The organism is Ruegeria sp. AF5 (assembly GCF_056541905.1).
Map to the genome: position 1 here is coordinate 1 of NZ_JBQFYZ010000021.1, position 19,005 is coordinate 19,005.

The 19,005-nt window shown below is 57.5% G+C and carries 19 protein-coding genes; 1 reads left to right on the top strand and 18 read right to left on the bottom strand.

The window, feature by feature from the left end; translation table 11 throughout:
• Positions 1–1,202 precede the first annotated feature (1,202 nt).
• From ACR0DS_RS18495 to ACR0DS_RS18515, 5 genes are read right to left on the bottom strand one after another with little or no spacing between them, the layout of a single operon-like run.
• On the bottom strand, positions 1,203–2,288 hold the full coding sequence (locus ACR0DS_RS18495) for a flavin monoamine oxidase family protein (protein WP_480560582.1): 1,086 nt from the start codon (positions 2,286–2,288) through the stop codon (positions 1,203–1,205).
• Entirely contained in the window at positions 2,288–2,962 is a 675-nt protein-coding gene (locus tag ACR0DS_RS18500; RefSeq protein ID WP_480560584.1) for an SDR family NAD(P)-dependent oxidoreductase, read from the bottom strand. The genes ACR0DS_RS18495 and ACR0DS_RS18500 overlap by 1 nt, the downstream gene beginning before the upstream one ends.
• A gap of 4 nt (positions 2,963–2,966) precedes the next feature.
• The gene (locus ACR0DS_RS18505) at positions 2,967–3,644 is read right to left on the bottom strand and encodes a cupin domain-containing protein (RefSeq protein ID WP_480484708.1); all 678 of its coding nucleotides are present in this window, start codon (positions 3,642–3,644) and stop codon (positions 2,967–2,969) included.
• A 15-nt stretch (positions 3,645–3,659) separates the two neighbouring features.
• Positions 3,660–4,640 (bottom strand): MBL fold metallo-hydrolase, encoded by a 981-nt coding sequence (locus ACR0DS_RS18510; RefSeq protein WP_480474286.1) that lies wholly within the window; start codon positions 4,638–4,640, stop codon positions 3,660–3,662.
• Positions 4,641–4,697: 57 nt separating this feature from the next.
• The gene (locus tag ACR0DS_RS18515; RefSeq protein ID WP_480488932.1) at positions 4,698–5,399 is read right to left on the bottom strand and encodes a type 1 glutamine amidotransferase domain-containing protein; all 702 of its coding nucleotides are present in this window, start codon (positions 5,397–5,399) and stop codon (positions 4,698–4,700) included.
• Between the two features lie 120 nt (positions 5,400–5,519).
• Between ACR0DS_RS18515 and ACR0DS_RS18520 the strand changes: the two genes are divergently transcribed.
• Positions 5,520–6,053, top strand: a complete 534-nt coding sequence (locus ACR0DS_RS18520) for a TetR/AcrR family transcriptional regulator (protein ID WP_480560586.1) — start codon at positions 5,520–5,522, stop codon at positions 6,051–6,053.
• 175 nt (positions 6,054–6,228) lie between these two features.
• On the opposite strand, the gene ACR0DS_RS18525 is transcribed toward ACR0DS_RS18520, so the two are convergent.
• The 13 genes from ACR0DS_RS18525 to ACR0DS_RS18585 all read right to left on the bottom strand — a co-directional run bounded on the left by ACR0DS_RS18525 (position 6,229) and on the right by ACR0DS_RS18585 (position 18,980).
• Positions 6,229–6,924 (bottom strand): RraA family protein, encoded by a 696-nt coding sequence (locus tag ACR0DS_RS18525; RefSeq protein ID WP_480484711.1) that lies wholly within the window; start codon positions 6,922–6,924, stop codon positions 6,229–6,231.
• The gene (locus ACR0DS_RS18530; RefSeq protein WP_480560588.1) at positions 6,921–7,616 is read right to left on the bottom strand and encodes an alpha/beta fold hydrolase; all 696 of its coding nucleotides are present in this window, start codon (positions 7,614–7,616) and stop codon (positions 6,921–6,923) included. The genes ACR0DS_RS18525 and ACR0DS_RS18530 overlap by 4 nt, the downstream gene beginning before the upstream one ends.
• The gene (locus tag ACR0DS_RS18535; protein WP_480560590.1) at positions 7,613–8,737 is read right to left on the bottom strand and encodes a cobalamin-independent methionine synthase II family protein; all 1,125 of its coding nucleotides are present in this window, start codon (positions 8,735–8,737) and stop codon (positions 7,613–7,615) included. The genes ACR0DS_RS18530 and ACR0DS_RS18535 overlap by 4 nt, the downstream gene beginning before the upstream one ends.
• A gap of 102 nt (positions 8,738–8,839) precedes the next feature.
• Positions 8,840–9,802, bottom strand: a complete 963-nt coding sequence (locus tag ACR0DS_RS18540) for a cupin domain-containing protein (protein ID WP_480484714.1) — start codon at positions 9,800–9,802, stop codon at positions 8,840–8,842.
• 151 nt (positions 9,803–9,953) lie between these two features.
• Positions 9,954–10,928: a nuclear transport factor 2 family protein gene (locus ACR0DS_RS18545; RefSeq protein WP_480560592.1), complete on the bottom strand. Its 975-nt coding sequence runs from the start codon at positions 10,926–10,928 to the stop codon at positions 9,954–9,956.
• Positions 10,925–11,944, bottom strand: coding sequence for a LacI family DNA-binding transcriptional regulator (locus tag ACR0DS_RS18550; RefSeq protein ID WP_209599322.1), 1,020 nt, complete (start codon positions 11,942–11,944; stop codon positions 10,925–10,927). Before ACR0DS_RS18550 ends, ACR0DS_RS18545 begins: the two co-directional genes overlap by 4 nt.
• The gene (locus tag ACR0DS_RS18555; protein WP_480560594.1) at positions 11,944–12,711 is read right to left on the bottom strand and encodes an SDR family NAD(P)-dependent oxidoreductase; all 768 of its coding nucleotides are present in this window, start codon (positions 12,709–12,711) and stop codon (positions 11,944–11,946) included. The genes ACR0DS_RS18550 and ACR0DS_RS18555 overlap by 1 nt, the downstream gene beginning before the upstream one ends.
• 1 nt (position 12,712) lies before the next feature.
• Positions 12,713–13,762 (bottom strand): ester cyclase, encoded by a 1,050-nt coding sequence (locus ACR0DS_RS18560; RefSeq protein WP_480560596.1) that lies wholly within the window; start codon positions 13,760–13,762, stop codon positions 12,713–12,715.
• Between the two features lie 83 nt (positions 13,763–13,845).
• On the bottom strand, positions 13,846–15,186 hold the full coding sequence (gene hisD / locus ACR0DS_RS18565) for a histidinol dehydrogenase (protein ID WP_480560598.1): 1,341 nt from the start codon (positions 15,184–15,186) through the stop codon (positions 13,846–13,848).
• 11 nt (positions 15,187–15,197) lie between these two features.
• On the bottom strand, positions 15,198–15,728 hold the full coding sequence (locus tag ACR0DS_RS18570; RefSeq protein WP_209507348.1) for an ester cyclase: 531 nt from the start codon (positions 15,726–15,728) through the stop codon (positions 15,198–15,200).
• Between the two features lie 135 nt (positions 15,729–15,863).
• Complete coding sequence (locus ACR0DS_RS18575) at positions 15,864–16,889, bottom strand: ester cyclase (protein ID WP_480560600.1); 1,026 nt, start codon at positions 16,887–16,889, stop codon at positions 15,864–15,866.
• Positions 16,890–17,068: 179 nt separating this feature from the next.
• Positions 17,069–17,950, bottom strand: a complete 882-nt coding sequence (locus ACR0DS_RS18580) for a carbohydrate ABC transporter permease (RefSeq protein ID WP_209507350.1) — start codon at positions 17,948–17,950, stop codon at positions 17,069–17,071.
• A 1-nt stretch (position 17,951) separates the two neighbouring features.
• On the bottom strand, positions 17,952–18,980 hold the full coding sequence (locus tag ACR0DS_RS18585; RefSeq protein WP_209599328.1) for a carbohydrate ABC transporter permease: 1,029 nt from the start codon (positions 18,978–18,980) through the stop codon (positions 17,952–17,954).
• Positions 18,981–19,005: the final 25 nt, after the last annotated feature.

Sequence of the window (19,005 nt, forward strand, 5' to 3'; positions counted from 1 at the left end):
CGGATCTTCTCCTCTGCCGAATGCTGGCGCCGTGTCTTCCTGCGGATGTCTTTGACAACTCTCTCTGCTGACGCTTTCTGTTTCCCGGATTTCATTCTCATCTTCACTCTCTGATGGTTACGATGAGCCTGAAATCCTCCGCTACGCAATCAACCTAGTCTGTTCCATGGGTGCTAATGGCGGACAGTTTGCGATTGGGCAGAGCCGGATTGAGAGGACCGAGGTAGCCATTCGCATCGGCGGTTTAACCGTATCCGCTGAGCCGACGGCTAAAGATCGCGCGTAAAGGGTGGATTCGACCTTATGCGGACAGCTTTGGCTGGACCAAGAACAGTTTGTTTGCGCTGACAGCAAGAGGCGCTTGCCCGGTTCTTCGCGTGGCTTTGGTTTCGGGTTCGCAAATCCGCGAAATGGCGCTTAACCATCTTGAGGGAGTTTTATTCTCGCCCCCTCACCGTGGCGACATGCTATTCATGTCCCCTTCAATGAGTCCTTTTGAGTTCGTGTTTACCGCAAACGCCCACGATAGTGGGCCTGATTGAGCGGCCCAGTGCCATTGCCAGCGACATCGGCACTAAGCTGATTAATATGATGGGCTTGGATGTTGGCAGCGAACCCTGAGACAGCGGCGCCAAGTAAAGTCTCTAATCAGCCGCTGAAGCGTATGAGTTCAACGGCAACTTGCTGTCCCCAGTTGGCTCTTCCGTCAGTTTTTTTTGGCCGTGGTGGACGTCCGATCTCGGTCGCGCCCGCTTCAGAGATTGGAAGCCCGAGAAACTTTAAGCCTACGCCGTGGAGGAGTGGATCAATCTGTCAACATTATCAATAAGTTGAGCATTCCCAACGTGCACCTTGCGAGCAATTCGCCTCGAAAGCCTGCAAACTGCGGTGAAGCTGACTTGCATATCGGCGATCCAAACGGCGGTTTTGTCCGCAATCTGTGAGTTCGACGAGGCCCGGAGTTCGCGCTTGCGGCGAATGTCCGGAAAGCGGGCTGCAACCGCAGAATTCAGGACTAAGGTCGAACGGCAGGATTGGGCCGTCCACGAGGGCCGAAATATAGTAGGCATTCGATCTGATGTTTAACCACCTCCAACTGCGGTTGTGAGCGGTCTTTGTAGCAGCGCCGTGATATCCCGCCATCGAACCATCTTCCATACGTGAGCGATCATTCAAGACAAAGGGCGACAGTGAAAGCTCGGTCAGGCCTCAGCTATGATGGTTTCATCTGCGAATGCTGCAACTCTCTCAGCAGCCTCCAGCGCGCCTTCAAGAAATCCGCCAAACCCGCGTGCGGTTTCGGTCGAGCAGAAATGCACACCCCGTTCCGCCAAGCTGCCGAGGATTGAAGGCAAGCCGTAGCTTGGGTGGAAGCGCACCGGAACGCGATCCTGCGTGCGGGAGATTTCCGGGATTGTGGCCCAGTCCTGCAGTTCCAGATCGAGGGGCTGCGCCATCTTGGGGCCAAACATCGCCGTAAGTTGCGCCAGGGCATCGTCCATCATGGCGTCCTTGTGTGCCTCGCGCGTGTCGGCGGGATAGCCGACGAAACCGAACAGCGCGTAGGGACCGCCCTTCATGGGAGAGGCGTCGTGGATTTCGACCATAGGGCCGCGATGGCTCATGGCGTCACCCGAAAGCCCGGCATTGCGCCAGTGGGGCTCATCGTAAACCGCGAGGATCTTGGCCTGCCCCGCCATCCAGGTCGGGACGTTTTTCAAGGCCTGGATCTGTGCTGCATCCAGCGCCGGCTCGAATTTGACGGTTTCCGCAATCACCCGCGGCGGGATCGCCAGCATGATTTGCCGGGCTTCAACGGAAAGGGCCGTGCCGTCATGGTCGAGAGATGCAGTGATCATGCCCGGAGAATGATTGACCGATTTGAGGCTCACCTGTGTCAAGACGTGACCGGCATCCAGAGATCCGGCAAGCGCGTCGATCATGGCGCCCATGCCCCCGGCAAGCCGGTAGGAGCCCTGCATCGAGGCATAGCCGCGGGCACGTTGGACGGCGCCGGACTGGTCCTGATACATCTGATCGCCGGTGGCAAACTGTTCGAACACCGGGATTCGGAAACGCCGGGCCAAGGCGGCCATTCGCGGCTGGCCGGGCCAGAACCAGGCCGGGCCAAGGTCGAACTTTCCGCCCGACAGGTCTTTGGTCAGGATGCGCCCGCCCAGGCGGTCCTGCGCTTCGATCAGAAGGAAATCCGTGCCGTTTCGTGTCAGCTGATCGGCAAGGGCAAGGCCGGAGAGACCTCCGCCAACAATCAGAGTATCGGTTTGCATCAGAATGCCTCCCCTTTGGGTCTGAGATCCAATTCGTGGGTCCAGGTGGATTGCGGTTGGTTGGCCAGCGCCAGATAGGTCTGAGCGATGTCCACAGGTTTCATCATCCGCGCCGGATCCATCTTGTGCAGATCCCGGCTGGCCCTGGTGTCGACGATCCCGTCCAGAATCACATGCACCACATGCACGCCTTGCGGCCCGTATTCGCGGGCCAGGGATTGGGTCAATGCCCGCAGACCCGCCTTGGCCGAAGCGAAGGCTGCAAAGTTCCTGCCACCGCGCAGGCTGGCTGTGGCACCAGAGACGATAAAGGTGCCGCCCCCGGTATCAACCATTGCGGGCAAAATTCGGTGTGCCAGGTTGACCGTTGACAGGACCATGGCCCGCCAGGTCGCTTCGAAATCCTCGATGCTTGTTTCCTCGAACGGCGCGATCACGAGTTTCGCGGTGTTCTGAACAACAAGCTTCGGCGCGCCATGGGTGCAGATGATGTTGCGCAGCTTGGCCTTTGTGTGTTTCGGATTCGCCAGGTCGACTTGCAGAATTTGGTCGGCACCCGACGGGATCGTCCGGTTGAGACCAAATGCCGTATAGCCATTCTGACCAAATGCCGAAACCAGCGTCTGCCCAAGCCCCGGACCAGCACCAGCGACAATTGCAAGGGGTTTGCCCATGATCCTATCCTTTGCCCGGGATGACCGGCGGTTCTGCCAGGTGGTCGGTTTTGACCCACAGGCGCGCGCCTTTGGGCCCGGCCGTGGCATCGAGCGCCATACCCGGCGGCAGACGCAGCCATGAATTCTTCTCGAAGATCTCTCCGTGCTCAGAGAAGCTGCCTTCGATCACCAGTGCCTCGAACCCCTTGTGGTCGGTCACGGTCACATTGGCCGATGCATCCCAAAGCTCGATCCGGACCCGTTCACGGGAATCCTCGAAAAGCGGGATTTCGGATATGCCATCTGCAACCGGGCGCGGGTCCTGCGCGTTTGTGTCGATTGTCAGCTGTGTGCGGTCCTCCGGGTCGAACTGCCAAAGCTTGACCAGGATCGTTGCCCCGTCCGCCGCGCTTGGCGTATGCGACGTGGTCGGCGGGTTGCGCACATAGGTGCCGACGGGAAAATCCCCGTGCTCGTCCTGAAAGACGCCGTCAAGCACCAGAAACTCTTCGCCACCGGTATGGGTATGGGCCGAAAAGGCGCTGCCTGGTGCATAGCGGACAATCGTTGTTGCCCGTGCAACCTCGTCGCCGATCCGGTCGAGCATGCGACGGTCGACACCCTTCATTGGCGAGGGGACCCAGGGCTCGTTCTCCGAGTGGACGACAGCGCGTTCATCAAAGTTTGCATTGATTTCCATGGCTCATTCCCTTTCTCAAAGGTTGATCTTCATGCCGACGGCAATCGGCACAACCCGTTCGCCGTATTGGCGTTCCAGCGCGTTTGTCGCACGCCAACCTGTGCAGTGGCCGGGCATGATCAGGTCGATGTCGAACTGCGCAAAGTCGGCGACGGTCCGGTCGATGATCTTTTCGTTGCCACCGGCAAGGTGAAAGCCGCCGGTTAGGCCATGGATCGGCACTCCGGGGATATCCCTTTGAGCGGCATGAAGGACATTGACGATACCCGCATGGCTACAGGCCGAAAACACCACCAGCCCTTTGCCCGCGATGTTCACCGCCACATAGCGTTCGTCCATGAGCAACGGGTCGTCTTCCCAACCCGCGCCGTCTTCGGTGCGGCGGACATGACCCGGAAATCCGACCTCGTAATCCGTGACACGGGGAATTTCGCCCGAAATATAGAACATATCGTCCAGCACGCTGACCGGTTGATCCGTAACAACGGGTGTAGCCCCCTGCGCAGCCAGGGCTTCGGGCGTGGCGATTTCGCGAATTTCGATCAGTTCCCCCGATGAAAGCGGAAAGGCGCGTTTGCGGAACATCCCGGGATGCAGATAAACCGGTAACTCGCCGGTCTGGCCATCCTTGCGGATCAGGTCGATTGCCGCTGGAATGCCGCCTGCATGGTCCCAATGCCCATGCGACAGGGCGATCGCCTCGATGGCTGCAAAGGATTTGCCAAGGCGTGATGCGTTGAACTCGACGGCAAAATCCACCGGCCCGGCGTCAAAGAGCAATGTATGTTCCGTCACACCGCGCCGGGCTGTGATGATCAACGCCAAGCCGTGATTGGCACAACACTGACCGGCGCCCGAGATTTGCTTCATCCCGACGTTGTGGAGGTTGATCCACTCATGGGTGAACCCCTCGGGCACGCTGGACAGGCTGTCCGTCCGGTTGTCGATGAGAACGAGAATCTCGACACTGTCGATGGGTTGCAGATCGGCGGACATGGGACTTCTCCATTTCGAATTGCCGGGGCGGACAGGTGCCCGCCCCGACGTAAGGCGTCAGGCAGCCAGGCGCAGCTTGAGCGCTTCCGCGAGTGGTGGTGCCGACGCCGGGCTTTGGCCGGTCATCAGGGCGCCATCTTCGACCACGTTGGCCTCCCAGTTGGCCTTGCTGACGTAGGTGGCGCCACGGCGTTTCAGTTCATCTTCGAGAGAGAACAGAAGGTGATGCAGAAGCTCGATCTCACTGTCTTCGTCGTTCTTGAAACCGGTCAGGCTGAGGCCCTCAACCAGGTAGCTGCCGTCTGACTTCTTGATATCCCGCAGTATGGCCGGCGCGTGGCAGACCATCGCGACAGGCCGTTCGGATTCGTAGAACTCCCGGATCATCTTGATAGCATGGCTGTCCGACGCCAGATCCCAGATCAATCCATAACCGCCGGGTACGAAAAGCGCATCGAAGGTCGAATAGTCGATCTCGCGCAGTTTGCGGGTATTCTGTACCGCGAACATGGCCACCGGATCGTTGAAGAAGCGGTCAGTGTTTTCGGTAGTGAACGGAGCCTTCATCGACAGCAGGTCAATCGGCGCGTTGCCGCCTTTGGGCGAGGCAAAGACAACCTCATAGCCCGCTTCCGTCAGGACGTAATACGGGGTTGCGACCTCTTCGAACCAGGTGCCGGTTTGCTTGCCCGAGATGCCCATTTCGTCAACGGACGACATGACCAGCAAGACGCGTTTTTGTTTGTTTCCAGTAGCCATCAGCGTGATCCTTTCATCAATATCTATCTATCACTAGGTAGATAACAGTTAGAAGTTGATTCCTGGGCTGTCAACGTTTATCTATCAATCGGTAGATTGTAGGTAGTCATGCCACTGACAATGAAAGAAAAAATTCTTATCGCCGCCGAGAAACGCGTGCGCAGCGCGGGCTTTTCGGAGATGAGTTTCCGTGACCTGGCGAACGATGTGGGAATCAAAAGTGCCAGCGTACACTACCATTTCCCCACCAAACCGGATCTCGGGGAGGCTCTCGTCACCCGCTACGCCGAGCAATTCAAGGCAGAACTGGACAAGATTGACCTGAACGATCTGCAAACCGCTCTGGACTGCTTCGTTTCGCTCTACTCCAAAGCGCTTGTGCTGAACGAATCGATATGCCTTTGCGCCGTCATGGGCGCCGAGGCCATTGGACTGCCGGAAAACATCAACCAACGCACAAAAGCCTTCTTCGAGATGAACAAGGCATGGCTCCAAAATCTGCTCGTCAAGCATGGGGTCAAGGATGCCGCTGACAAGGCAAACCTCATCGTCGCCGCCCTTGAAGGGGGCATGATCGTCGCATCAGCGTCAAACGATCGATCGATGTTTGAACAGGTTGCCAAAGCTGCAATTCGCGGCGTTGGTACGATTTAGGAACAGAAGCTAGCAGTGCGTCCCATGCGCAGGGGCGGGGATCTGTTGCAAACCTTTGACTGTTGACGCTCATAAGTGCTTCGAGTGAATGGATATCGGAATATTGAAGTCGAAAATTTGCAACAGATCCCAGCGGGGTCTAAACCTTCAGAACCGGGGAATACAGATCGCAAGTTTAAGTCCGAGAGGCTTCAAACGCCGCCCATGCTTTTTCGAAGGCATCGAAATCGAACCCGGTTGCGCGGGCGGGATCCAGAATCAGTTTTTCGGTTTCAAGCAATTTGATGATCGCCCGTTCAAGCTTGCCCACGACTTCGGGCGGGATAACCAGCGCACCATGACGGTCCGCGTGCACAAGATCGCCGTTCTGGATCTTCAGACCAAAGATAGAAACCGAGGTGCCGATTTTGCGCACATGTACGAACCCGTGACTGGGCCCGATTGACCCGGCAACAACCGGGAAGTTACCGGGTAGATCGCCCAGGTCGCGCATTACCCCGTTGGTCAGCGCACCACTGATGCCGAAGCCCTTGTGGATCGTCGTATTGATCTCACCCCAAAAGGCGCCGATGCAATCTGGATAATCCAAATCCTCAACCACGGTGACAGCCGGGCCGCTCCCAGTTGCCATATGCCTGTAATAATCCATCCGACGTTGGCGGATCTCCTCAGGCGGTTCTGACGGCGGGTTCACGGCGGCAATCTTCGCGGTACGGGCATATCCAACCATCGCGCCCGCATCGGGATCAGAACATAACATCGTGCCCCGGGTGAATTCACTGAATCCGCGCTTGCCCTGCGCCACTTCGATTGCGTTACAAACAGTCGGCGTGTCGATCTTTTTCAGCAGGTCCAGCAAGGATTGGTTCATATCAACTCCAGCCAGCGGATCAAAGCCGCCGTTGTTTGTCGCGGTTGTTCCAGTGTCGGCAGGTGGCCGGCGTTTTCTATGATTTCCAACCGGCTCTGTGGCATCAGATCGTGCATCAATTCATGCCTTGAAACAGGGCACAGGGCATCGTCGCGCCCGCAGAGAATGAGTGCTGCGTCGGTGAAGTTGCGCAGAGTGTTGCTCTGGTCAGGGCGATCACGCAGAGCTTTAGATTGATTGACAAAAACGTCCGGGCCAAGATCCATGGCCATATCCATGCACAGGTCCAGAATGGCGGCGCGGCGCGGACCGTCCGTTAGGTAGTTCGGTTTCATCTCTTCGGCCATGACCTTGCGTAGGTTGCCACGTCCGACCGCATCGATCTGAGGGCCGCGCCTGGCTTTGACCTCGTCCAATTCAGCAAGCGGGTTCGTGTCCATCAACGCCAAACCAGCCACACGGTCAGGGGCCTGACGCAGGATTTCCATCCCCACAATGCCACCCATCGAGAGTCCCGCCAGAGCAAAGCGTTCGGGCGCATAGGCTAACACATCGGCGGCCAGCGCCTGCATTGTGTCCTGTCCGCCGATTGGTGCGCACAGGATCGGGTACTTGCCTGACAAAGCGTCGATCTGCGGGGTGAACAACCGCGCATCGCACATCATGCCGGGCAGGAGGATAAGCGGCGTCATTTGACCAGGGCAGCCCCTTCGGAAAGCGCGCCCAACTTGGCATAGGCGATATCCGGATCAACCGCACCAAAGCCGGCAAAGGTGCCAAAGCCGCAATCTGATCCGGCGATTACACGCTCATTTCCAACGATGTTCGTAAACCGCTCGGTACGCTGAGCAATCAGTTCGGGGTGTTCGACAAAATTCGTCGTGGTGTCCACCACACCGGGCACAAGAACCTTGTCATCCGGAATCTCATCCTTGCGGTCACGGAACACTGTCCATTCATGCGCGTGTCGCGGGTTAGAGGTTTCGAACAGCACATAGCGCGATTTGGTCGACATCAGCGTCGAAAACACCTTGTCCATGCCGATGTCGCAGCAATGCGGCCCCTCGTAATTACCCCAGCAAATATGGACACGCACTCTGTCAGCTGGGACGTTTTGCAGCGCGTGGTTCAACGCCTCAACGTGCATGTCTGCAATTTTCACAAACTCGTCGTCGGAAAGGTCCGTGAACAGCATATGGCGCGACAGGGCCAGATCGGGGCAGTCCAATTGCAGATCCAGACCCGCACCAACGATGGTCTCATATTCTTCCTTCATCGCATCGGCCAGCGCGGCCAGATAGGCCTCGCGCGTCGGATAGAAATCATTTTGCAGAAACAGGGAAATAACTCCGGGGCTGGCGGCGTTCATAAAACCGCGCTCGACCCCGTGCTCGGCCATCGCGGCTTTGAGATTGTCGATGTCCTTCTGCAGCTCACCCTGCCCTTTTGAGCGCACCTCGCCCACACACATGGGTCGAGCATACTGGGGCGTTCCACCGTCATCGGCCAATCGTTGCAGAAAGCCCGGAAACATCTTGAGGTCAGCCGGCGCATTGCGCGCGCTGTCACCTGCAAAGCCGGTATAGCGGTCCTTGACGTAAGTGGCGTAAGAGATCTTTGAGGTCTCACCGTCCGAGACGATATCAACGCCAGCCTTGACTTGTTTCCGCACGGTCTCGGACACGGCCGCTGTCATGCAGGCGTCAAATGCAGCCTGATCGAACGGTTCCTCTCGCTCGCGTGCAAAGATGAAGTCAACGACCTCCTGATTTCGTGGCAGACTTCCCACATGGGTGGTTGAAACGCGGGTCATGTTAGGATCTCCATTCAAATCTAGGTCCATCGCCGGGCCGGAAAGCCGGCGATGGATGTGCTGCGCGCGCCCCGATTGAAACCGGGACGTGTAATTTCGGCGTTATTCTCCTGTCCAGGTCGCCCCAGCAGGGTCGTCGGTTGCGGTGATCCGGTACAGACCCGCTTGCCCGGTCATAGACGGTTCAGCGCTGTAGCTTTCACCGGGCAGAACCAGAGCGGTATCACCGTTGGACAGGGTAACCTCGACCTCATTGATCTTGATGTGCCAATGGCCACTCGCCGGCATCAGAACCACGGGTTTGTCCGCCTTGACCAGTTCAGCCACAGCCGAACCGCGCGTCAAAAAATCAACCTCGAAACCGGGCTTGTCTTTGATCAGGCCATTTTCACCGATCACAACCGCAGGTTTGTCCGCTGCCAGCGCCATCAGGTCCCAGTAGCGAGCGACGTATTTGCCGATCACCGCATCAACGGGAACCTCAGGGTAGGCTTTCAGTTCTTCCTCGGTCAGTAGCGGCATCGGCTGCACATTGTGTGGCAGTTCCTCGCCCTTTTTGCTATCGTACAAGACGCCGTTATTGCCCAACATCAGGCCATGGGCCTGCGCATCCTGAATGACTTGCGGAGCCCAGGTCACGCCGCCACCGGCATCGTCGCCACCCAGCATCGACATGATCATGCCATAGTCCTGGCCGACATTCTCGAAGCCGCGGAAGATCCCGGTCGGGATGTTGAAGATGTCGCCTTCTTCAGCGATGAACTCACCTGCCGTGCCATAACGACCCCAGAAGAACCGCCATCGACCTTTAGCAACAAAGAACACCTCGGCGGTGGTGTGGCTGTGCAGCGAGTTGCGGCATTTCGGCGGTTGCCCCGCTGCGCCGATGTTGAACCCGATCTTGTCGGTGATGTGGACGTGTTGATCCGGGCTTTCGCTGACCCCACCGCCAATGATTGTAAAGTTCTCCTTCTGGTCCGAGCCCGGCGTGTGCGCGTCGATGAACGCGGTTTTACATGGCTTCAGTTCGCCATAACGGACGATGCGGCTTTCGATGGTACTCATATCTTTTCTCCTTTTGATTTGGGTTTGATCGGATCAAACCAAACCACCCGGCGGACGATTGTTCAGTCGCCGGGCACGCAGGCTGGCGCGATGGGCGTGGTACCGCCGCAACGCCTGCCCGGCATCCAGATTTGAGATACGGTGCGACATTCTAGAGATCGCCGGTTTTCAGCAGAATCTGTTTCCAGATCGAGGTTTCGTCAAACAAGGTGTATTCCTTGCGCAGACCCCATGGACCGAACTCGGCCTGGCTGATGCCCAGCACAAAGACCTCGGCCCCTGTGGGCACACCGAACACGCCCCAGCCGTCATGTGTGCCATGCAAAGACCAGCGGATCGCGGCGCGCGGCGGCATCATCGGGTCATCACGGCCGATCTGGTGGTGGATCTTGAATTCGGCACGTGGGAACGCCGCGCGCAGGCCCATCCAGAACCGATCAACCGGCCCCCAACTGTGGCCGGTCTTGCCCCCGGGATATTCTGACAGAACAGCGCGGTCGTATTCAGCCTCGATCACCCTCATATCGGCATTCATGATCCGGGTCAGGATATCCGCGTATTTCTGGCCCCATTCATTGTCATTGCCACGGCCTTTATAGGGGCCGGGCTGATCGTTCGCCGGTGTGAAAGGTTGCACGCAGGCGTCAGCCCCACCTTCGCGCGCGATCAGATCGCGGGCATATTCCTTGGGGTCCCAACCCATCTGCTGCACGATCGCGCTCTGGTCGCGGATGAGCCACTCATCGTTGATCTGGTTGTTGATGGCGTGGCAGTCGGCTAAAATGCGGTAGACCAGTTTCTTGCCGGTCGCCTTGCCATACACACCGTCACCCAGATGGGTCGCTGTGGACAAAAGGCGATGCGACGACAGCATGCCCTCTTCCGGCGTTCCCGACCAGATCACATCCTCACCCAACAGCGTTCGATCAGGGAATTCTGCCAGAGTTGCCATAGTGGCAGCAATGACATTCTGGTTTCCGACAACCACCGACCCAGGTGACCGCACGACGATGTCCAGGGCGTAATAGTCGTGCAGTGTGGCAATGCCACGATCTTCCCAGATTTCCTTGGTAATCCCGATTATGTAGTCGGGGAAATCTTTGAACTTGGGATCAAATCCCTTCATGTCTTCCATCCTTCAGGTATGCGGGCGGAGCCGCGCACAATTAGCGGTCCGTCAATCTCGACCCGACGAGGACCGGCATCGGGGTCCTCGATCTTGCCGAGCAGAATATCGACAGTTTCGGTGACCATGCGATTGGCGGGCTGTCGAATGGTGGTCAGGTTGTATGCTGGCCATGAGGCGACAGTGACATCGTCATACCCGATGACCGAAACGTCGCCTGGAACATTCAGCCCCAATTCGAACCGCAGCGTGTCCATCACGGAAACGGCCATGTGATCGTTGGCGACAAACACCGCATCAGGCGGATCGGCTTCGAACATCCGCAGCGTGGCTTGCCGGGCTTCTTCCGTCGAAAAGTTTCCTACTTCGCGGGCGTGCAGCGTAACCCCGGCTTTCTGCAAGGTCGCAACAAACCCTGTTTCGCGGTCACGCTGGGTCGAAGCTCCTTCCCACCCGGCGATATATCCGATCTTTTGGTGCCCAGCTGCCAACAAGAACTCGGCAGCCTTTCGACCACCGGCAACGTTGTCAGATGTAACTGACGACATCGCCGTGTCGTCTTGTGCCCGATTGAACAACACCATCGGTATACCGGCCGTTCGGCAGCGGTCTGACAAATCCGAGGACAAAGCCACCGAAGCGGCGATAATCCCTTCGACCTGAAAGTCGAGTATTTCCTCGACCACATTGTCGATGTTTCCAGATTCATGCGAGGCCATGAATATCAGCACGTGGTATCCACGTTCCTGTAACGTGTTTGTCAGCTTCTCCAGCGCCTCGGGATAGAACTGGTTGTTCAGATAGGCCACGACAAGCCCGATGATCCGGCTTTTCCCGGACACTACAGCGCGGGCCAGAACGTTCGGGCGATAGCCCAGTTCCTTGGCCGCCTTGCGCACCTTTTCAACGGTTTTTTTCGACGCAGACGCGCCGGGGGTGAACACACGGCTGACCGCAGATTGGCTGACCCCGGCGAGACGGGCAACTTCCAGTGATGTAACTTTTTGTGTCGCCATCAGTCTGCCGTCCAACCTCCGTCAACCATCAATGCCGTGCCCGTCACCAGCGCCGACGCATCCGATGCCAGATAAACTACCGCCCCCATTATGTCCTCAATCTCTCCGGGGCGACCCAGTTTAATCTTGTCCAGAATCCAGGCCCGCTTGTCCGGGTCGTCGAAAGTCGATTTTGTCAGATCCGTCAGAATGAAGGTGGGGCAAATCGTGTTAACCCGGATCTTTGCCGGTCCGAACTCAAGCGCCATCGCCTTGGTGAAGCCTTCGACCGCGAATTTCGACGCACAATAAACCGCGCGTTCGCGACCACCAACATGGCCCATCTGGCTAGAGATATTGATCAGCGAACCGGGGCGGCCAGCGTCGAGCAGGCCTTTGGCAACAGCCTGGGTCAGGAAATAAGCACCTTTGACATTGACGCCTATCACCGCATCGAAATCTTCCGGCTGTGTTTCCACGGCCTTGCTGTGTCGGGCAAGCCCGGCTGAGTTCAGCAGAATATCGAACGGCCCATTTTGCGCCACGGCTTCAGCGGTTGCCGCCACGTCCGAAACATCCAGTTCCAGAACTCTGGCAGACCATCCCTGCGCCGACATATCTTTTGCAATATCCTGAAGCGCACCAGCACGGCGCGCCGCCAAAGTGACCTCAGCACCATGTTCCGCCAGCGCCACAGCGCAGGCCATGCCTATGCCCGACGAGGCTCCGGCGACCAAAGCTCGCTTGCCGCTCAGGTCGAAACTGGGGGTGCTGGGAAAATGCGGCATATCAGACCTCGCCGACCGGGAATGGGATGGCGCCCGGTACACGTGCCTTATTGAACTCACGCAGTCGGGCAAAAACATCTACGCCCAATTGCCGATACACATCCAGCAAATCGACCAACACCCAATTCTCGCGGATCAGCCCACCTTCCAGACGCCAGAAATCAAGTGACTTCAAAGTGATCCTTTTGTCCGAAGGCGCAATCCCCATCCAGCCGTCATGGGTGACGGTCTGGATCATGTTCGGCCAGCCGGTCACAGCGGCGTAGTCGCCATCACCAAAAAAGTGAAAGGTGATCTCGTCGGCATACTGACCACGATCGGGCATTCCGTTGAGGAAGGGAGTCTGGTGCCAGTTGCGGAATCCCGCGATACCGCGCGCTGTCCCGATCCCTGCGGGACCGTACCAGTTCATGCGCGGATGCCAGAACCGCTCCATCTCCATCACTTCGGGCCCACCCTGGCTGGGGTGTTTCTCAAGATGTTTCAGCATGTCGACGATATGATTGCACGAGGCCAGAGATTTCACCTCATCCCACGGCCCGGACACAACGCCATCCAGCGTCGCCGGGCCGGGAATGCAGAACTCCAGCCCCAAAGACGGGGCCATTGGCCAGGCATTCGCCTGCATCATGACTTCGGGAACGTCCCAGAGTGTCTGGATCTCGACAACCTTGCCATTTTCGAAGCGGTAGAATTCGTGGAACCGCATGTGGGTCAGATGCCCGGTCGGCGGGATGTCCAACCAGGGGGCGACGAAGGTGCCGAAGTAGTGGCCGCCGCAGCCAACCCAATCGTTGCCCTGTTCTGTCCGACCACCCATAACGATCCAGTCGCGACGCTCAAGATCGGGCATGGATTTCAGAAGTGGCGCGTAACAGGTGTCATTGAGTTCCTGCGGGCCGGTCAGATCTCCGAATGGATACAACATGTGGAGGGCTGCATCGGGCGCGATCACCGCCTCCAGCGCCACTCGTACCTCAGCTTCGTCGAATTTATACATGGCCTCGCGCAGGGGCGCGATCAGGGCCTTGTGGGTAGAGTGAGTATCCATTGCGAAATCTCGCATTATTTTAACTTCTTATCCAAAAAATTCTGTAGGGCCCCGGTCGAATCCCTGCGCAAGATTCGTCACGCTTACGAAGTCGCATCGGCCGTCTCGCGATATGGTGCGCCTTCACCATAGGGCACGTTGATGCCCCCGTAACGCCGGACACGGATGTTGCATTGTTCGGCATGGCCGACAAAGCCTTCCAGCATACACAGACGTGAGCCGTATTCGCCGATCATCGCCGCTGCCTCATCAGTGACGACTTTCTGATAGCTATGGGTTTTCATGAATTTGCCGACCCAGAGCCCGCCGGTATAGCGCCCGGCCTTTTTGGTCGGCAGTGTATGATTGGTTCCGATCACCTTGTCGCCGTTGGCCACGTTGGTGCGTGGACCAAGGAACAGCGCACCGTAACAAGTCATGTGCTCCAGGAACCAGTCGTCGCGATCTGTCATGACCTGAACGTGCTCGGACGCGATGTCATCGGCCACTTGAAGCATCTCGTCATAGGTGTCGCAGACGATGACCTCGCCGTATTCCTCCCAACTGACCTTGGCTGTGCCGGCGGTGGGTAGGATCCCAAGGATTCGGTCGATCTCGCTCAGTGTCTCTTCGGCCAGTTTGCGCGAGTTGGTGACCAGAACGCAGGGGCTGTTATAGCCATGCTCGGCCTGTCCCAGCAAATCGGTCGCACAGAGCTCCGCATCCGCTGCGGTTTCGTCGGCGATGACCATGGTTTCGGTCGGCCCGGCGAACAGGTCGATGCCCACCCGGCCAAACAGCTGGCGCTTGGCTTCGGCCACAAAGGCGTTGCCGGGGCCAACCAGCATGTGAACCGGATCAATGGTCTCAGTCCCTATCGCCATGGCACCGATGGCCTGGATCCCGCCCATGACATAGATCTCATGCGCGCCGCCTAGATGCATCGCTGCGATCACGGCCGCATTGGGTTTGCCCTGGAAGGGCGGGGTACAAGCTATGATGCGCGGAACACCGGCGACCTTGGCAGTTGCCACTGACATATGCGCCGAAGCCACCATCGGGAATTTGCCACCGGGGACATAGCATCCCACTGACTGAACAGGGATGTTCTTGTGACCAAGGATCACTCCTGGCAGAGTTTCAACCTCGATATCCAGCATCGAGTCGCGTTGTGCCTGCGCAAAGTTCGTCACCTGCTTCTGCGCGAATTTGATATCGGCCAGTTCGCGTTCAGTCAGCGAATTGATCAACTCGTCGATCTGAGCCTGGCTCAGGCGGAAGCTTTCCGGCGAGTAATTGTCGAACTTCTCTGACAATTCGCGCACAGCGGTATCGCCGCGGGTTTCGATATCCGCCAGCGTTGCTTCGACAACAGCTCGGGTTTTGGCATCGTCTTCCGCCCGATCAGCTTCAGGTTTGCCGCGTTTCAGGTATTCAATAGCCATTGTCTCTATCCTCAGTTTTCGGGCCGGGGTGGAGTTTTTTCTCCCCGGTCAAATGCTTCCCAGCCTTCGCCGTTGAACAGATCAACGCCAAGCTGCGCGGCGACATGGGCGAAATCGACGTTCACCCAGTTGTCAACGATCTTGCCGTCGACGACCTTCCAGAAATCCATATATCGGATCTCGACCCGCTTGCCGGTGGGCGCGATGCCCAGAAACTCGCCCGAGTGGGTTGCCTCCTGACGGCCAAAGGCCGCAGCCCATTCGCCCATATAAAGCCGGGCCTCATCAATGCAGGTCTTGTCCGAGAACGCCGCCTGAAACGGGCGTTGCCAGTTTTCCTGAAACTCCTTGAGCCCAGTTTTGGTGCCGCAGCCCCGGTTGCCGATCCAGCGGAACCCTTCTGCGAAGAATTCGCCAATATCGTCGATTCGGTGATCGTTCAAACCATCGACCATCCCCTCGATCACGGCGCGGGTCTCGTCGGTTTTTCTCATGTCCGTGTCACGTGTCAGCACGGCCTGTTCGGGGCGGGAGCCCTTCATGTGTCTTTTCCTTTTATGGTTACCAAGGGGTTTTCTGTCTGGACGGGGAGGGTTGGTCGGCCGTCAGAAAATCCCTTGGCATCCGGTTGAGCGCCGGGTGGCGCGCAATGGCGTTATGTCTGGCGGAACAGCTCATTAGGTCTGTTCAGAAATTTCGGCAAAAAGGTCGAAACCCAGTTGCACCAGCAGATGAGGAATATCGAGCATGCACCAGTTCTCGATGATCTTGCCTTCTGCGCAGCGCCACCAGTCGCAGTCACGCATAAAAACGCGCTTTCCCGTTGGCTCCAGGCCCAGGAAGGATTTGACGTGGACGCCGGTGATCTGCGGCCAGCCGCACAGGAATGCATAGTCGCCATCCCCGGCTTTGCAATTCGAACCGACGCCGGTGACGCCTGCGTCCTTGCCGTCGCCCCAGCCTTCGAACGTGTCCTCGAAGGGGGATTGGAATTCGGCGAAGGCATCGACCGTGGCATAGGATCCCAGCCCGCCGGGACCGTACCACACCATTCGGTCATCCCAATAAGGCCGCCAGCTTTGGTCCTCGGTCGTTAGCTGTTTTAGCATGTCCTCGACCAGATCTGCTGTGGCGCGTGACTGCGCTGGGTCTGAAGGCCCAATGACGATGCCGTCATGCGTTGCCGGACCTGGCACGACACCTTCATAGCCCTGCAGTTCCAGCGGCCAGAGGCCAAGCGCGATGATCAACTCGGCAAAGCCGAGGAAGACATAGGATTCGACGATCTTGCCATCTTCCATTCGGTGGAATTCACCAAATCGCAGAAATGCCAGTTTGCCGCTGGGTGGAATACCACAAAGCGGTCGCTTGAAATGACCGTGGAAATACCCGGTCGAGGTGACCCACTCGCTTCCCAGGTATTCGCCACCTGTGACCACATAGTTCTGACGGGTGAGCCCCTCGAATGCCTCTGAAATCGGTAAGATGACAGAGCTGATGTAGCCGTTGCCATCAGGGGCTGCATTGATCGGATGGCTCGCTTCGGTAGTGGCCGTTGCGGCGAAGATCTCGCTGGCGGCCGTCTCCATGGTCTCGCCGAGACCCTTGTCAAAGCTTTCGAGAAACTGACGATAAAGCTGTTTGTTCTCAAACGTGGTTTCGGTAGCGATGCCCATGGCGGGGCGGTTTGAGCGTGCGTTCATGCCGCTGTCCTTTTTCAAACGGATTCCAATTTGCGTTGATGCTGTGCGGGCACGAGGCCCCGCGCGCATCAAGGCAAAGGGAATTCGCCCTGGCCGCCGCGCCCGGCGCGCAGCCAGATTTAGGCTGGCTGCGTGCGCATGGGCAGATACGGACTGAGGATGCGTGGAGCCCATTCGTGTCAGCCTTTCACCGCCCCTGCAGTCAGGCCGCCAACGATCTGGCGCTGGAAGAACATCACCAGGATGAACAGTGGAACAGTGGCCGAAACCACGGCTGCAACAGCGAACATCACGTTGCCCTCGGTTTGCGTTGTACCGAGAAACGCGGCAATGGCAGGCACCATAGTACGGTTGCTTTCAGAGAGCAGCATCGCCCCCACGGCAAAGTCGTTATAGGCCAGAAGGAAGGAGAACAGCCCGGTCGTGATGACGCCTGGCCACATCACCGGAATAATCACGCGACGAAATGCCTGGAATTGGTTGCACCCGTCGACCTTGGCGCTTTCATCCAACTCGCTCGGGATGTTCTTGAAGAAGGAATGCAACATCCAAAGAGTGAACGGCTGGTTGATTGCCACCAGCACGATAATGGTGGTCGGAAGAATCCCCCAAACATTCCATTCAAAGAAGGGCAGAAGATATCCTGAGACCAGAGTGATTGGCGGCATTGCACGGAAAATCAACGCCGTGATCAAAAGCCAGAATGTGTAGTTGTAAGTAGACCGCGAAAGGGCATAGCCCCCTAAAGTCCCGATAGTCAGTGAGATGGTAACAACAAAGAAACAGACGATCCCGGTGTTCAGAACATTGCGCCAGAACTCTTCCTGAATCCAAGCACCCTCATATCCGGTGGTGGTGAACGGCGAGCCATAAACCGCTTCGGTTCGGGCACCGGTCAGGGCGTTGGTCCAGTCAGCGATCGAGAAGAAATCCAGCTCGACCTTGAACGACCCCCAAACCGTCCAGAGGAACGGAAAGGCGGCCAGGATAAACCATAGGAGCACAAACAGGGATGAGGCGATCCGAAGGCTTGTAGGCATTCTTTGCGCGCGGCTGGCCATATTATCTTGCTCCTTTGAAATCGCGCCAGGTGCGGACAAGCACGGGCGACAGAAGAATGGCGACCCCGAAAATCGTCATCACAGAGGTAGCAGCAGCGGAAGACAGTTGCCGAGTCTCGCCACCGAGATCGTAGAAGATGAAGGTGCTGAGTGATTGCGCATGCGCTTGTGCACTGAAGCCGATGATAGGTTCGAACACCTTGAAATTGTCCATCAACTGGATCAGCGCAACAAATGTGACCAGGGGCATGAGATGGGGAACAACCACGAATTTGACCTGCTGCCAGCGCGTCGCCCCGTCTATCTGTGCGGCCTCAATCTGGTCTTGGGGCAAGGTTTGCAGGCCAGCATAGAACACGACAAAGGCAAAAGGCGCAGCGTGCCAAACACCATAGACCATCAGCGCTACCCACATCAGCCCTGTTGATGCTTTCAGGCTGAAATCCGGATCTCCAGCAAGATATACGAGGGCGTTGCCGATCACCCCGCGACTGTCAATCATCCAAAACAGGATGAGCGAGCCGATCAGCGGGGTCACGATCATGGGCAGAAGAGAGAAAAAGATCATCAGACCTTTGAGTTGCCTGTGCAGGGAGTTTACTGCCAGCGCAATCACCAGCCCCAAAATAATTGTGAGCGGTGTCACGACAGCAACGAAGGTCAGCGTGAATGCCATCGCCCGGTAGAAGGGCAGATTACCAAGCTCGGTGAAGAAGCCGCCCCATGTTTCATTCGCGGCCCAGATTTGACCAATTTCCTGTATCGCCAGATGGCCTCGGTTAAAGTAAATGTCCAGTCCCACAAACCGGCCCAGAGGTTTCTCGGCGCGAAGCGCCGCGGTGGCCTCTTGATCAACAGTGGTCTCAGTTGTGCATCCGATAAGCGGGGTACAGTTTTCGACCTCTAACAGAACGGCCGGGTGGGGCGCGAAGATCGATTGAGTCACCACCGAGACAATTGGCATTGCAATGAACAGCAACATCGCGAGTCCTGTGGGCAGGAAGAACCAAAGGAATGTCTTATGGCGCATGTTGCAATCCTCGTGTCAGTGGGAT